This is a genomic window from Klebsiella sp. X13, from assembly GCF_003323835.1.
Classification (GTDB): Bacteria; Pseudomonadota; Gammaproteobacteria; order Enterobacterales; family Enterobacteriaceae; genus Klebsiella; species Klebsiella ornithinolytica.
The window spans coordinates 1,381,529-1,397,096 of sequence record NZ_CP030874.1 but is presented as its reverse complement, the minus strand read 5'-3'; the positions used below and the strand labels follow the sequence as shown (position 1 = coordinate 1,397,096).

14 protein-coding genes are annotated in these 15,568 nt (G+C 54.8%); 8 read left to right on the top strand and 6 right to left on the bottom strand.

All coding sequences use genetic code 11. The features are described 5' to 3' along the window. The first annotated feature begins 77 nt into the window (after positions 1 to 77). Positions 78 to 647, top strand: a complete 570-nt coding sequence (locus tag DSD31_RS06795; protein ID WP_004866176.1) for a glycine cleavage system transcriptional repressor — start codon at positions 78 to 80, stop codon at positions 645 to 647. A gap of 3 nt (positions 648 to 650) precedes the next feature. After that, on the top strand, positions 651 to 1,121 hold the full coding sequence (bcp, locus tag DSD31_RS06790; protein WP_004866178.1) for a thioredoxin-dependent thiol peroxidase: 471 nt from the start codon (positions 651 to 653) through the stop codon (positions 1,119 to 1,121). 80 nt (positions 1,122 to 1,201) lie between these two features. On the opposite strand, the gene DSD31_RS06785 is transcribed toward bcp, so the two are convergent. Beyond that, positions 1,202 to 2,269: an AI-2E family transporter gene (locus DSD31_RS06785; RefSeq protein WP_004866181.1), complete on the bottom strand. Its 1,068-nt coding sequence runs from the start codon at positions 2,267 to 2,269 to the stop codon at positions 1,202 to 1,204. A gap of 226 nt (positions 2,270 to 2,495) precedes the next feature. Here DSD31_RS06785 and bepA point away from each other — a divergent pair, with 226 nt between their 5' ends. Together bepA and arsC are read left to right on the top strand one after the other, a co-directional pair. Next, positions 2,496 to 3,959: a beta-barrel assembly-enhancing protease gene (gene bepA, locus DSD31_RS06780; protein WP_004866184.1), complete on the top strand. Its 1,464-nt coding sequence runs from the start codon at positions 2,496 to 2,498 to the stop codon at positions 3,957 to 3,959. Positions 3,960 to 3,968: 9 nt separating this feature from the next. Continuing rightward, a complete protein-coding gene (gene arsC / locus DSD31_RS06775; RefSeq protein ID WP_004866188.1) occupies positions 3,969 to 4,328 on the top strand; it encodes an arsenate reductase (glutaredoxin) in 360 nt (119 codons plus the stop codon). 89 nt (positions 4,329 to 4,417) lie between these two features. On the opposite strand, the gene DSD31_RS06770 is transcribed toward arsC, so the two are convergent. The 5 genes from DSD31_RS06770 to bglK form a co-directional block, all read right to left on the bottom strand. Then, on the bottom strand, positions 4,418 to 5,119 hold the full coding sequence (locus DSD31_RS06770; protein WP_071824600.1) for a DnaA inactivator Hda: 702 nt from the start codon (positions 5,117 to 5,119) through the stop codon (positions 4,418 to 4,420). A 94-nt stretch (positions 5,120 to 5,213) separates the two neighbouring features. Further along, complete coding sequence (uraA, locus tag DSD31_RS06765; protein WP_004866193.1) at positions 5,214 to 6,503, bottom strand: uracil permease; 1,290 nt, start codon at positions 6,501 to 6,503, stop codon at positions 5,214 to 5,216. A 96-nt stretch (positions 6,504 to 6,599) separates the two neighbouring features. Next, positions 6,600 to 7,226: a uracil phosphoribosyltransferase gene (upp, locus tag DSD31_RS06760; RefSeq protein WP_004866196.1), complete on the bottom strand. Its 627-nt coding sequence runs from the start codon at positions 7,224 to 7,226 to the stop codon at positions 6,600 to 6,602. 183 nt (positions 7,227 to 7,409) lie between these two features. After that, positions 7,410 to 8,840, bottom strand: coding sequence for a 6-phospho-beta-glucosidase (locus DSD31_RS06755; protein ID WP_004866198.1), 1,431 nt, complete (start codon positions 8,838 to 8,840; stop codon positions 7,410 to 7,412). A gap of 11 nt (positions 8,841 to 8,851) precedes the next feature. Further along, positions 8,852 to 9,745, bottom strand: a complete 894-nt coding sequence (bglK, locus tag DSD31_RS06750; RefSeq protein WP_004866201.1) for a beta-glucoside kinase BglK — start codon at positions 9,743 to 9,745, stop codon at positions 8,852 to 8,854. Between the two features lie 265 nt (positions 9,746 to 10,010). Between bglK and purM the strand changes: the two genes are divergently transcribed. The 4 genes from purM to ppx all read left to right on the top strand — a co-directional run bounded on the left by purM (position 10,011) and on the right by ppx (position 15,562). Then, positions 10,011 to 11,048, top strand: a complete 1,038-nt coding sequence (gene purM / locus DSD31_RS06740) for a phosphoribosylformylglycinamidine cyclo-ligase (protein ID WP_004866203.1) — start codon at positions 10,011 to 10,013, stop codon at positions 11,046 to 11,048. After that, entirely contained in the window at positions 11,045 to 11,686 is a 642-nt protein-coding gene (purN, locus tag DSD31_RS06735; protein WP_004866205.1) for a phosphoribosylglycinamide formyltransferase, read from the top strand. The genes purM and purN overlap by 4 nt, the downstream gene beginning before the upstream one ends. Before the next feature lie 273 nt (positions 11,687 to 11,959). Continuing rightward, a complete protein-coding gene (gene ppk1, locus DSD31_RS06730) occupies positions 11,960 to 14,020 on the top strand; it encodes a polyphosphate kinase 1 (protein WP_004866208.1) in 2,061 nt (686 codons plus the stop codon). Between the two features lie 3 nt (positions 14,021 to 14,023). After that, on the top strand, positions 14,024 to 15,562 hold the full coding sequence (ppx, locus tag DSD31_RS06725; protein WP_004866210.1) for an exopolyphosphatase: 1,539 nt from the start codon (positions 14,024 to 14,026) through the stop codon (positions 15,560 to 15,562). Positions 15,563 to 15,568 lie beyond the last annotated feature (6 nt).

Below are 15,568 nucleotides of genomic sequence, written 5' to 3'. Positions count from 1 at the left end.
TGCCATCAGGGATGTTGTATGCCGGTTTTTTTTATGCTTTCCTAATGTTACCTCACCTTTTTAAAGGAAGAACAGGTTTGACCGCCTCATTACAACACTATCTGGTTATTACCGCTTTGGGCGCTGACCGTCCCGGCATCGTGAACACCATCACCCGCCACGTCAGCAGCTGCGGCTGTAATATCGAAGACAGCCGGCTGGCCATGCTTGGTGACGAGTTTACGTTTATCATGCTGCTTTCAGGTTCATGGAACGCGATTACGCTGATCGAATCGACCCTGCCGCTGAAAGGTGCTGAGCTGGATTTGCTGATCGTGATGAAGCGGACGACCGCGCGGCCTCCTCAGGCCATGCCAAACACCGTCTGGGTCCAGGTTGAGGTACCGGACTCGCCGCACATTATCGAGCGTTTCACTGCCCTGTTTGACGCGTGGAATATGAACATCGCCGAACTGGTTTCTCGGACCCAGGTCAGCGGTGATGACGATTCAGCGCAGTTGTTCATTCAGATAACCGCACACAGCCCTGCAACACAAAATGCATCAAATATCGAACAAGCGTTCAAAGCCCTATGTACAGAACTGAACGCACAAGGCAGTATTAACATCGTTAATTATTCACAACATGATGAACAGGATGGAGTTTGAGTAATGAATCCACTGAAAGCCGGTGATCTTGCACCGAAATTTAGCTTACCGGACCAGGACGGCGAGGAAGTAAATTTGACCGACTTCCAGGGACAGCGTGTTCTGGTTTATTTTTACCCGAAAGCCATGACCCCGGGTTGTACCGTTCAGGCCTGCGGCCTGCGCGATAATATGGATGAGTTAAAAAAAGCGGGCGTTGAAGTCCTGGGTATCAGTACTGATAAACCGGAAAAACTCTCCCGTTTCGCCGAAAAAGAGTTGCTGAACTTCACGCTGCTGTCTGATGAAAATCACCAGGTATGCGAGCAGTTTGGCGTCTGGGGCGAAAAATCGTTTATGGGGAAAACCTACGACGGTATTCACCGCATTAGCTTCCTGATCGATAGCAACGGCAAAGTCGAACACGTGTTTGATAACTTTAAAACCAGCAATCACCACGATGTGGTGCTGAACTGGTTGAAAGAAAACGGCTAACGTTCTACCCGACGCAGGACGCCGGGTCACCATTCACTGACCCGGCGTCCGTTTTCTTCCCCGCGTTTTCCGGCCGCAGACTATTTCTCTTCTTCCACCGCCAGGCCATCCGGCCACGCATGCACTACCGCTTTGATAAGGGTTGCCAGCGGAATCGCAAAGAAGACTCCCCAGAATCCCCACAGCCCACCGAAGATAACCACCGACAGGATAATCACCAGCGGATGCAGGTTGACCGCTTCGGAAAACAGCACCGGTACCAGCAGGTTACCGTCCAGTCCCTGAATAATCAGGTATACCGCAAACAGGCTCCAGAACTCCGGACCTGCGCCAAACTGGAACAGCGCCACGCCGACGACCGGAATGGTCACCACGAAGGCGCCGATGTACGGAATCAGCACCGAGAACCCGACCAGCACCGCCAGCAGCAGCGAATAGTTGAGATCGAACAAGATAAAGCCAATCCACGTTGCCACGCCGACGACAATCATCTCCAGCACCTTACCGCGGATATAGTTGGTAATCTGCTGGTTCATCTCTTTCCATACCTGCCCCGCCAGCCCGCGGTTGCGCGGCAGCACGCGGCGCACGGCGTTCAGCATCTGCTCTTTATCTTTTAGCAGGAAGAACACCATCAGCGGCACCAGCACCAGATAGACCGCCAGAGTCAGTAAGCCGACCAGCGAAGCCAGAGAGTATTTGACGACCGAGTCGCCGACGGTGAGCACGCGGTTACGCATATTGTCCGCCATGGCGTCGATAATCCCGGCGTCCATCAGCGCCGGGTAACGGCGCGGAACCGTGGCGGCAAAATCGGACAGCTTATTGAGCATGCCCGGCATATCGCGAATCAGATAGATGCCCTGCTGCCAGGCAACAGGCATCACCACAAACGCCATCAGCAGCAAGACGCCCACGAACAGAATCAGTACGAACGAGGTTGCCCAGGTTCGCGAAAGCCCTACGCGCTCCAGCCTGACGGTTGGCCATTCCAGCAGATAAGCCAGCACGATAGCAACCAGCAATGGCGCCAGCAGGCCGCTGAAAAAGAACATGATTCCGAACCCGGCCAGCAAAATAACCAGCAGCGCTATCGCTTCCGGATCGCTAAACCGACGACGATACCACTGCATTAACATCTCAAGCATAAAACCCTTCCCTGAAGCGCGTAGCGGCAAAAAAACCGAGGGAATTGTATCTAAATGTCATCTGAAAGACTTCGCTTTTATTAGCAAAGCCACAAACATTGACGCTGGCGTGAATATCATATTTTCAATAGCCTCAACGCCAGCTAAACTCGCATGACGCGCGGAAATGGAACATTACGCCGCCCAATCGGTCAAACTGGCACACCCACATTACAGGACAGAGGTTATGTTCAGGCAGTTAAAGAAAACGCTGGTGGCAACCGTCATAGCGTCGCTGACGCTGGGTTCGATTTTGCCTGCTTTTGCTGACTCCGCAGATACCCTGCCCGATATGGGAACCTCTGCGGGAAGCACGCTCTCTATTGGCCAGGAAATGCAGATGGGGGATTACTATGTGCGCCAGCTACGCGGTAGCGCGCCGCTCATCAACGACCCTCTGCTGGTGCAATATATTAACGGATTAGGGATGCGTCTGGTCTCGCACGCTAACTCTGTTCGCACCCCTTTCCACTTTTACCTGATTAATAACGACCAGATAAACGCCTTTGCTTTCTTCGGTGGCAATGTCGTGCTGCACTCCGCTCTGTTCCGCTATTCAGATACCGAAAGCGAGCTGGCATCGGTAATGGCGCATGAAATCTCACACGTCACCCAGCGCCACCTCGCGCGAGCAATGGAAGACCAAAAGCGCAACGCTCCGCTGACCTGGGTCGGTGCGCTGGGCTCAATTCTGCTGGCGATGGCGAGCCCGCAGGCCGGTATGGCGGCACTCACCGGTACGCTGGCGGGAACCCAGCAGGGGATGATCAGTTTTACCCGGCAAAACGAAGAAGAGGCTGACCGCATCGGGATTCAGGTGCTGCAGCGCTCCGGTTTTGATCCGCAGGCGATGCCGGCCTTTATGGGCAAATTGCTCGACCAGTCGCGCTACTCTACCCGTCCGCCGGAAATGCTGCTGACTCACCCCTTGCCGGAAAGCCGTCTGTCTGACGCCCGCAACCGCGCCAACCAGATGCGTCCTGTGGTTGTTCAGTCTTCCGCCGATTTTTACCTCGCCAAGGCCAGAACCCTGGGAATGTATAACTCAGGGGAAAATAAGCTTGGCGACGATCTGCTGAACGCGTGGGCGAAAGGCAATATCCGCGAACAGCACGCCTCCCAGTACGGGCGAGCGCTGCTGGCCATGGGAAGCAATAATTACGATCTGGCGCGCAAAACTCTGCAGCCTCTGCTGAGCGCCGATCCGCAGAACGCCTGGTATCTCGACCTGGCAACCGATATCGATCTCGGACAGAAGAAAACGGCCGATGCGATTAACCGCCTGAAAAATGCCCGCGAAATTCGTACCAACCCGGTTCTGCAGCTGAACCTTGCCAACGCATACTTACAGGGCGGACAAGCGGCGGAAGCGGCGAAAATCCTCAACCGGTACACCTTTAGCTACAAAGATGACGGCAACGGCTGGGATCTGCTGGCGCAGGCTGAAGCGAGCCTCGGCAATCGTGACCAGGAGCTGGCGGCACGCGCAGAAGGTATGGCGCTGGTCGGCCAGCTCGATCAGGCGATTACTCTGCTGAGCAGCGCCAGCTCGCAGGTGAAACTGGGCAGTTTGCAGCAGGCGCGCTACGATGCGCGTATCGACCAGCTGCGCCAGCTGCAGGAACGATTCCGCCCCTATCAAAAAATGTAAGGAGACGACATGTCTGACGCGGTAAAAATCTATCACAATCCCCGCTGCTCCAAGAGCCGCGACACCTTAAGCCTGTTGAAGGCTAACGGTATCGATCCTGAAGTCGTGCTCTACCTGGAGACGCCGCCGGATGCAGACACGCTCCGCCAGCTGTTAAAAATGCTCGGAATGGTCAGCGCCCGCGAACTGATGCGCCAGAAAGAGGATCTGTATAAATCCCTGGAGCTCGCCGACCCGCAGCTTAGCGAGGAGGCGCTGATTCAGGCCATCGTCGATAATCCGAAGTTGATGGAGCGCCCGATTGTCGTCAGCCATGGCCAGGCGCGGATCGGCCGACCGCCGGAGCAGGTTCTGGAAATCGTCAACTGATGCCGATGCGCCATTGCGGTTTGCCGTGATGGCGCAGCGGGTGAAAGACGAAGGGCGCGGATTGGGCAGATCGCAGAGATCCGGCCCGGCTAGAGCTTGAGGATCTCTTTCACGAAAGGAATGGTCAATTTACGTTGCGCGGTAATCGAAGCGTGATCGAGCTGATCGAGCGTCATAAACAGCGAGCGCATTTCACGATCTAACCGTTTGAGCAAGAAACGACAGACGTCTTCCGGCATCTCAAAACCCCGCAGACGCGCGCGCAGCTGTAGCGCCTGCAGCTTATCTTCGTCCGACAGCGGCTGTAGCTTGTAGATTTGCCCCCAGTCGAGGCGCGACGCCAGATCCGGCAACCCGAGATTCAGCTGGCGCGGCGGACAATCGCCGGTAATCAGCAAACGCGTTTTACCCGATTCGAGGATCCGGTTATAGAGGTTGAAAATGGCCATTTCCCACGGCTCGTCGCCGGCCACGCACTCGATATTGTCAATACAGACCAGCGAAAGCTGCTCCATCCCATCGAGCACTTCCGGTACAAACCACGTACGCTTATCCAGTGGAACATAGCCCACCGCATCGCCGCGCTGGGAAAGCTCCGCACAGGCGGCATGTAACAAGTGACTGCGCCCCGCCCCTTCGCGTGACCAGATATAGATGTACCCGCTATGTTCCTGCCGCAACACATTCTGTAAGGCAGCAAGAAGAGAAGGATTATCACCCGGCCAAAAACTCGCGAAAGTTTCATCATCGGGAAGATACAGTGGCAGAGAGAGCTGTGCCGGTGCGTTCAGATGGACCTCATCATAGGCTTACAGAAAAACGCGATGAGTTTATCACGAAGTATGCCTTGAGAGAACCGGGCGGGATCGCCGCCCGGTTGCAGGATCAATGTTTTACTTCTTCACTGTCGGCGGCATCCAGCACAACCTCTTCCGGACGCAGGACGCTGATCAGTTTGAAAATCAGGCTCAGACCCACGCCGACAATTGTCGCCAGCGCCATGCCTTTCAGCTCCGCCGCACCAATGTGCACTTTCGCGCCGCTGACGCCAATGATCAGAATCACGGAGGTCAGAATCAAATTCTGCGCCTTGTTGTAGTCCACTTTCGATTCGATCAGGACGCGAATACCGGAGGCGCCAATCACCCCGTACAGCAGCAGCGAAACGCCGCCCATCACCGGCAGCGGGATAATCTGAATCGCAGCCGCCAGTTTCCCTACGCAGGAGAGCAGAATCGCGAAGATTGCCGCGCCGCCGATAACCCAGGTACTGTAGACACGGGTGATCGCCATAACGCCGATGTTCTCGCCATAAGTGGTGTTGGGCGTCGAACCAAAGAAGCCGGAGATCATCGTCGACAGGCCGTTAGCAAACATCGAACGATGCAGCCCGGGATCGCGGATCAGATCTTTTTTAACGATATTCGCCGTCACCACCAGGTGGCCGACGTGCTCGGCAATCACCACCAGCGCAGCGGGCAGAATGGTGAAGATAGCAAACCATTCAAAGCGCGGGGTGTAGAACGTCGGCAGGGCAAACCAGTGCGCCTCGGCGATCGGCGTAGTGTCGACAACGCCCATCACGAAAGAGAGCGCGTAGCCGACCAGCACGCCGATCAAAATCGGGATAATGGCCATGAAACCGCGAAACAGCACCGAACCGAAGACCGTCACCGCCAGCGTCACCATCGAAATAATGATGGTTTTGCTGTCCGGCGATTGCCCGTCAGCCGGCAGCAGGCCAGCCATATTGGCAGCGACGCCCGCCAGTTCGAGGCCGATAACCGCGACAATGGCCCCCATAGCCGCCGGCGGGAACATCACGTCCAGCCAGCCGGTGCCGGCTTTTTTGACAATAAAGGAGACGATGCAGAACAGAGCGCCGCACATAATGAAGCCACCCAGCGCCACCTCATACCCCAGCGGCAGCAGCAGCAGCACCGGGGATATAAATGCAAAGCTCGATCCGAGATAGGCCGGGATTTTTCCCTTACAGATGAAAAGATACAGCAATGTCCCAATGCCGTTAAACAGCAGGACGGTAGCCGGGTTGATATGAAACAGAACGGGCACCAGAACCGTTGCGCCAAACATAGCGAACAGATGCTGCAAACTCAGTGGGATAGTCTGTAAAAGCGGCGGTCTTTCACTCACCCCGATTGCGCGGCGCGTCATAGCGTTTTCCTCTAAGAGTCGTTTATTAGTTGCTGTGAGTTTGTTTTATTCAAAAAAAAGCCGACTCTTAAAGTCGGCTTCTTATTATCTATGTAATCACTTGGTACCAAAAATCTTATCGCCGGCATCGCCGAGCCCCGGAATAATGTATCCGTGCTCGTTGAGGCCCTGGTCAATGGATGCGGTATACATCTCAACATCCGGATGCGCTTTCTCCAGCGCGGCAATCCCTTCCGGCGCCGCCACCAGAACCAGCACCTTAATGCTGGAGCAGCCCGCTTTTTTCAGCAGGTCGATAGTGGCGATCATCGAACCACCGGTTGCCAGCATCGGGTCAACCACCAGCGCCATGCGTTCGTCGATATTCGACACCAGCTTCTGGAAATAAGGAACCGGCTCCAGCGTCTCTTCGTCACGATAGATCCCTACCACGCTGATACGCGCGCTCGGTACGTGCTCCAGAACCCCTTCCATCATCCCCAGACCGGCGCGCAGAATCGGCACAACGGTGATTTTCTTCCCTTTGATCTGCTCGATTTCTACCGGACCATTCCAGCCCTCGATGGTGACTTTCTCTGTCTCCAGATCGGCAGTGGCTTCATAAGTCAGCAAGCTACCTACCTCTGAGGCAAGTTCACGGAAGCGTTTGGTGCTGATGTCGTGCTCACGCATCAGGCCCAGCTTGTGTTTGACGAGCGGGTGTTTCACTTCCACAATCTTCATTCTCTTTCTCCTCTGAGGGGCAGCCACAAAAAAAATCGCGGGATTATACCGCTTTTTTCCATTTGCGCCATAGCCGATATGTTTGACCGGGATCAACCAAAATGCTTTGCGCTGCCTGAGCCAGTATAAAACAAAATAAAAAAACCCCGCACAGGCGGGGTCACACAAGGCTTGAGGGGTGTTTTACAATGTTTCGCCGTTGCTGCTGATAACCTGTTGATACCAGGAGAAAGATTGCTTCCGGCTGCGGTCCAGCGTTCCGTTGCCTTCGTTATCTTTATCGACGTAGATAAATCCGTAGCGTTTCTTCATTTCACCGGTACCGGCGGAAACGAGGTCGATACATCCCCACGGGGTATAGCCCATCAGGTCAACGCCGTCCTCAACCACCGCTTTTTTCATCTCGGCAATATGCGCGGAGAGATAATCGATACGGTAACGATCGTTCACCGTGCCGTCAGCTTCGCGCACGTCGATGGCCCCGAAGCCGTTCTCAACAATAAACAGCGGCAGCTGGTAATGATCCCAGAACCAGTTCAGGGAGTAGCGCAGACCCACCGGGTCAATCTGCCAGCCCCAGTCTGACTTCTGCACGTACGGATTAGAGACCAGGCTTTGGGTCTCGTCATAATCCAGCTGCGGGTTATCATCGGTCGCTTTCGTGGCAAACGACATATAGTAGCTAAAGCCAATATAGTCGACGCAGCCTTCGGCCAGCGCCTGACGATCTTCTGCGGTGATATCGAGCGTAAAACCGCGGCGCGCGAAGTAGTTCAGCAGATGCTGCGGGTACTTACCGCGAACATGAACGTCGGTAAACCAGTAACGGCGATGCATGGCGTTCATTGCCATCATCATATCGTTCGGGGCACAGGAGAACGGATAAATCGGGCACATGGCAATCATGCAACCCACCTGCAGCGAGGGATTTATCTCACGGGCAGCTTTTACCGCCAGGGCGCTGGCCACCAGCTCATAGTGCGCCGCCTGATACATCACCGGTTCGCGATCTTCATCCGGCAGATACTTCAGACCTGAGTTGGTAAACGGGGCAAAATCTTCGTGGAAGTTAGCCTGGTTGTTGATCTCATTAAAGGTCATCCAGTACTTCACTTTGTGCTGATAGCGATCGAACACCACTTTCGCAAAGCGGACGAAGAAATCGATCAGCTTACGGTTACGCCAGCCGCCATACTCGGTCACCAGATGGTAAGGCATCTCGAAGTGAGAGAGCGTGATCACCGGTTCAATGCCGTACTTCAGGCATTCATCAAACAGGTCGTCATAGAACTGGAGCCCTGCTTCGTTAGGCTCCCGCTCATCGCCCAGCGGGAAGATACGTGTCCAGGCAATCGAAGTGCGGAAGCATTTGAATCCCATTTCAGCAAACAGCTGAATGTCTTCTTTATAACGATGGTAAAAATCAATCGCCTCATGGTTGGGATAATTTTTCCCCGGCAGTACGCCATCGGTGATTTCACGCGGCACGCCGTGTGCGCCGGCGGTCATCACATCAGCCACGCTGACGCCTTTACCTCCTTCCTGCCAGCCACCTTCCAGCTGATGCGCCGCCACCGCGCCGCCCCACAGAAAACCTTCTTTAAATCCAGACATGTTCTCTTCCTTTATGCGCGATCGCCGTTAAGCGATCGGTTTTGCTGATTAAAATGGTAAACCGCCCCCATCAAACCGGCGTCGTTGCCGTGGCTGACGGTGTCGAGATAGTCCGCGATACCGAACCAGGCCAGATGTTCACGCAGCAGCGCCAAAAAGCCCGGCCGTTCCACAATGCCGCCGCCGATGAAAATGGCCTGCGGATCAAAAATGTTCACCAGGTTATACAGACCGCTACCGAGACCGTTGAAAAAGTCAGCCACCAGCCGCTGGCAGGTCACGTCGCCCGTATCGTAGCGATCGAATATCTCTTCCCCGGTCACCTCTTCCAGCGTTTTGCCGAAATGGTCGGCATAGCGCTGGCGCAATACGCGCATCGTGCAGTTTTCATTCATCGAATAGCGGCGCACATCGCGGGTGCCCGGACGATCGGTCTGCATATAGCCGAATTCGCCGGCGCGAAAACTGGCGCCGTGCACCAGTCGGTTATTACAGAAGATCGCCCCGCCGATGCCGGTGCCAATCGTCAGGACCAGAAAATCACTCATCTCGGCGGCTTTGCCCCGCCAGCGCTCGGCGAGCAGGACGCAGTTAGCATCGTTTTCGATGGCGACGGGAAGCCCGGTCTGTTGCTCCAGCCAGCGCTTAATGGCGAAATTATCGAACTTACGGATTGCGCCGCCCATTTCGATAAAGCCGGTGTGCGGGTTGACATAGCCAGGCGCGCTGATCGCCACGCCTTCACACGCCGGGTGAGCGGCAATCCACGCCAGCATCGCTTGCAGTATCTGGTCGCCATCGCTATCGATAATCGACTGCTTGCCTTTTTCACGCAGTTCGCCTGCAGCGGTGCTGACGCCCATTTTTAACGCCGTTCCACCGATATCAAATGCGGCAATGCTCATCCCGTCTCTTCCTCCTGAATCCCCGCAGAATCTACCTTCGGCTCTCTTGAACAAAAACAGAAACCGGTTTCAGTGGCATGATGGCTATTCCCGATGTCAGAGGCAAGCACAAGAATGTACCCGGTTTCATTTTCGTGAACCGCTTCAAATTTGTTCATATCGCTGCCGATTAACGCCGACTGCAAAGCAGGCTCGCAAACGTTTGCTTTCCCTGTTAGAATTGCGCCGATTTTTCTTGCTACCGCAAATGTGTGGAGATTTCGCAGTGACCGATAAAACCTCTCTCAGCTATAAAGATGCCGGCGTAGATATTGATGCAGGCAACGCGCTCGTCGACCGTATCAAGGGTGTGGTGAAGAAAACCCGACGCCCGGAAGTGATGGGTGGACTGGGCGGATTCGGCGCACTGTGCGCATTGCCGCAAAAATACCGCGAGCCGGTTCTGGTTTCCGGCACTGACGGCGTCGGCACCAAGCTGCGGCTGGCAATGGACCTGAAGCGCCACGATACTATCGGTATTGACCTGGTGGCGATGTGCGTCAATGACCTGGTGGTCCAGGGTGCAGAACCCCTGTTTTTCCTCGACTACTATGCAACCGGTAAACTGGATGTCGATACGGCAGCCAGCGTCATCAGCGGCATCGCGGAAGGCTGCCTGCAGTCAGGCTGTGCGCTGGTTGGCGGCGAAACGGCAGAAATGCCGGGCATGTACCACGGCGATGACTATGACGTCGCGGGCTTTTGCGTCGGCGTAGTAGAAAAATCAGAAATTATCGATGGTAGCAAAGTTGCCGATGGTGACGTGCTGGTCGCGCTGGCCTCCAGCGGTCCGCATTCCAACGGCTACTCGCTGGTGCGTAAAATTATCGAAGTCAGCGGCGTCGATCCGCAGACGACCGATTTGAATGGTTCGCCGCTGGCCGACCATCTGCTGGCGCCGACCCGCATCTACGTTAAGTCAGTTCTGGAGCTGATTGCTAACGTTGAAGTCCACGCCATTGCCCACCTGACCGGCGGCGGCTTCTGGGAAAACATTCCGCGCGTTCTGCCGGATAACACCCAGGCGGTCATCGACGAGTCCTCCTGGCAATGGCCAGAGGTCTTCAACTGGTTGCAGCAGGCCGGTAACGTCAGCAGCCATGAAATGTACCGTACCTTTAACTGCGGCGTCGGCATGGTTATCGCCCTGCCGGCTGAAGTCGCCGACAGCGCCATCGCGCTGCTGAACGAGAAAGGTGAAAACGCGTGGAAAATCGGCTATATCAAAGCTTCTGATTCCGAACAGCGTGTGGTCATTGAATGAAAAACATTGTGGTGCTGATTTCCGGTAACGGAAGCAATTTGCAGGCGATAATTGATGCCTGCGCCCGAAAGCAGATTAACGGCACCCTGAGAGCGGTATTCAGCAATAAGGCCGACGCGTTCGGCCTTGAACGCGCGCGTGAGGCCGGTATTCCGGCCCATGCGTTATCGGCCAGCCAGTTTGCCAATCGCGAAGCCTTCGATCGCGAGCTGATGCATGAGATCGATGCTTATGCGCCGGATCTGGTGGTGCTGGCAGGCTATATGCGGATCCTTAGCCCGGCGTTTGTCGCCCATTATCAGGGGCGTCTGCTGAATATCCACCCATCGCTGTTGCCAAAATACCCGGGGCTGCATACGCATCGCCAGGTACTGGAAAACGGCGATGAGGAACACGGTACATCGGTGCATTTCGTCACCGATGAGCTCGACGGTGGTCCGGTGATTCTGCAGGCCAAAGTGCCGGTTTTTGCCGGGGATAGCGAAGACGAGATTACCGCCCGCGTGCAGACACAGGAACATGCCATCTACCCGCTGGTGGTGAGCTGGTTTATGGACGGTCGTCTGCGCATGGAGGGAAATCAGGCCTGGCTTGACAACGCCCCTCTGCCGCCGCAGGGCCATGCGGCCGAAGAATAATCATCAGCGCCTCCGGCACTCGCCAGAGGCGCATTTTATCGGTTCAGCCTCAGCCGCTTTCCCTCTGTTTTGTTTAAATCAGCGATGATTTTTGCCCGGTTTATCTCCAGGCACAGCCTCGTTTTGCACACAATATCGGCACTTGCTCGCCACCGTTTTTGTTCACAGCAGATTGAAAGAAAACTGTCATACTTCTTTGACATAGTTGGACATTCAATGGCAAAGCTCGCCATAATGAAAAAGCAACATCAATCAACCGGAGTGTGAGTTGTAATGGGCCAGGAAAAGCTATATATCGAGAAAGAACTCAGCTGGTTGTCCTTTAACGAACGCGTACTTCAGGAAGCGGCGGATAAAAGCAATCCACTGATTGAGCGCATGCGCTTTTTGGGCATCTACTCCAACAACCTCGATGAATTTTATAAAGTGCGCTTCGCTGAACTTAAGCGCCGTATCATAATTAGCGAAGAACAAGGGAGTACCGCCCATTCTCGCCATTTGTTAGGCAAAATTCAGGCCCGCGTTCTGAAGGCCGACCAGGAATTTGACAGCCTGTATAATGAGCTGCTGCTGGAGATGGCGCGTAACCAGATCTTTTTGATCAATGAACGCCAGCTTTCGGTGAATCAGCAGTCCTGGCTACGCAACTATTTTAAACAGTACCTGCGTCAGCACATCACCCCGATCCTGATTAACCCAGAAACGGATCTGATCCAGTTCCTGAAAGATGATTACACCTATCTGGCGGTCGAAATCATCCGCGGGGAAACCATCAATTACGCCCTGCTGGAGATTCCGTCAGATAAAGTCCCGCGGTTTGTCAATCTGCCGCCGGAAGCACCGCGTCGCCGCAAACCAATGATCCTGCTTGATAACATCCTGCGTTACTGCCTGGATGATATCTTTAAAGGCTTCTTTGACTACGATGCGCTGAACGCCTACTCGATGAAAATGACCCGCGACGCCGAGTACGATCTGGTGCACGAGATGGAGTCGAGCCTGATGGAGCTGATGTCTTCGAGTCTGAAGCAGCGTCTGACGGCGGAACCGGTGCGTTTTGTTTATCAGCGCGATATGCCGGACACCATGGTGGAAATGCTGCGCGAGATGTTCTCCATTTCACGCTACGACTCAATGCTGCCAGGCGGGCGCTATCATAATTTTAAAGACTTTATCGGCTTCCCGAACGTCGGTAAGGCCAATCTGGTCAACAAGCCGCTGCCGCGCCTGCGCCACACCTGGTTTGATAAGTTCCGCAACGGGTTTGACGCCATTCGCGAACGCGACGTGCTGCTGTACTACCCGTATCATACCTTTGAGCACGTGCTGGAGCTGCTGCGCCAGGCCTCATTCGATCCGAGCGTGCTGGCAATCAAAATCAACATTTATCGCGTTGCCAAAGACTCACGGATCATCGATTCGATGATCCACGCAGCCCATAACGGCAAAAAAGTCACCGTGGTGGTGGAGCTTCAGGCGCGTTTCGACGAAGAAGCCAATATCCATTGGGCGAAGCGTCTGACCGAAGCCGGCGTCCACGTTATCTTCTCTGCGCCAGGGCTGAAAATTCACGCCAAGCTGTTCCTGATCTCGCGTAAAGAGGGAGAGGAAGTCGTCCGCTACGCGCATATCGGGACCGGCAACTTCAACGAAAAAACCGCCCGTCTGTACACCGACTATTCGTTGCTGACGGCAGATGCACGTATCACCAATGAAGTGCGCCGCGTCTTTAACTTTATCGAAAATCCATATCGCCCGGTGAGCTTCGATTACCTGCTGGTTTCGCCGCAGAACTCGCGCCGCCTGCTGTATGAAATGATCGACAGAGAAATCGCCAACGCCCAGAACGGTCAGCCTTCTGGCATCACGCTGAAGCTGAATAACCTGGTTGATAAAGGACTGGTGGATCGACTTTATGCCGCGTCAAGCTCCGGGGTTCCCGTTAACCTGTTGATTCGCGGCATGTGCTCTTTGATTCCTGGGCTGGAAGGGATCAGCGAAAATATTCGCGTCACCAGTATCGTCGATCGTTTCCTTGAGCACGACCGCGTCTATGTTTTCGAAAACGGCGGCGACAAACAGGTTTGGCTCTCCTCTGCTGACTGGATGACGCGCAATATTGATTACCGTATTGAGGTCGCCGCGCCGCTGCTGGATCCGCGGTTGAAGCAGCGCGTACTGGATATTTTTGATCTCTTATTCAACGATACGGTCAAAGCACGCTATCTTGATAAAGAACTGAGTAATCGCTATGTGCCGCGCGGCAATCGCCGTAAAGTGCGCGCACAGCTGGCGATTTACGATTATCTCAAATCACTCGAACAACCCGACTAACCTATGCCAATAAACGAAAAAACCCCTCGTCCGCAGGAGTTCGCTGCGGTCGACCTTGGTTCAAACAGTTTTCATATGGTGATCGCCCGCGTCGTCGACGGAGCCATGCAGATCATCGGTCGCCTGAAACAGCGGGTTCACCTGGCCGATGGACTGGATGAAAACTCCGTGCTCAGCGAAGAGGCGATCGCCCGTGGGCTGAATTGCCTGTCGCTGTTTGCCGAACGCCTGCAGGGTTTTTCTCCCTCCAGCGTCTGCATCGTCGGGACACACACCTTACGTCAGGCCGCCAACGCCGCGGAATTTCTCAAGCGCGCGGAAAAGGTGATTCCCTATCCGATAGAGATAATCTCCGGTAACGAAGAAGCGCGCCTGATCTTTATGGGCGTCGAACATACGCAGCCGGAACGTGGCCGTAAGCTGGTCATTGATATCGGCGGTGGTTCGACGGAGCTGGTGATTGGCGAGGATTTCGAACCGCGTCTGGTTGAGAGCCGTCGTATGGGCTGCGTCAGCTTCTCGCAGATCTATTTCCCCGGCGGCACCATCAACAAAGAGAATTTCCAGCGCGCGCGTCTGTCGGCGGTGCAGAAGCTGGAAACGCTGGCGTGGCAGTTCCGCATCCAGGGCTGGAATGTGGCGCTGGGCGCATCCGGCACCATTAAAGCTGCGCAGGAAGTGCTGGTCGCCATGGGTGAGAAAGATGGTTTTATCACCCCGGAACGCCTTGAAATGCTGGTGGATGAAGTGTTGAAGTATAAAAACTTTGACGCGCTCAGCCTGCCGGGTCTGTCGGAAGAACGCAAAGCGGTGTTTGCTCCTGGGCTGGCTATCCTCTGCGGCGTTTTCGATGCGCTGGCGATCAAAGAGCTGCGCTTGTCCGATGGCGCGCTGCGTGAAGGCGTGCTGTATGAGATGGAGGGACGTTTTCGCCATCAGGATATCCGCAGCCGCACCGCGCAAAGTCTGGCAAACCAGTACAACATTGACCGTGAGCAGGCGCGTCGGGTACTGGAAACGACCACCCATATATTCGAACAGTGGCAGGAACAGAACCCCAAACTGGACAACCCGAATCTGTCGGCGTTGCTGAAATGGGCGGTAATGTTGCACGAAGTGGGGCTGAATATTAACCACAGCGGAATGCACCGCCACTCGGCTTATATTCTGCAAAACAGCGATTTGCCGGGCTTCAATCAGGAGCAGCAGATGCTGATGGCGACGCTGGTTCGCTATCACCGTAAAGCGATCAAACTGGATGATTTGCCCCGCTTTACGCTGTTTAAGAAAAAGCAGTTTCTGCCGCTCATTCAGCTTTTACGCCTGGGTATTTTGCTGAATAACCAGCGTCAGGCGACCACCACACCGCCCACGCTCAGGCTGAAGACCGAAGCCAATCACTGGACGCTGATCTTCCCGCATGACTGGTTCAGCCAGAATGCGCTGGTGCTGCTCGATCTGGAAAAAGAGCAGCAGTACTGGGAAGGCGTGCCTGACTGGCTGTTGAAAATCGCCGAAGAAGAGCCTGAAAGCAAAAATTAGTCCCGA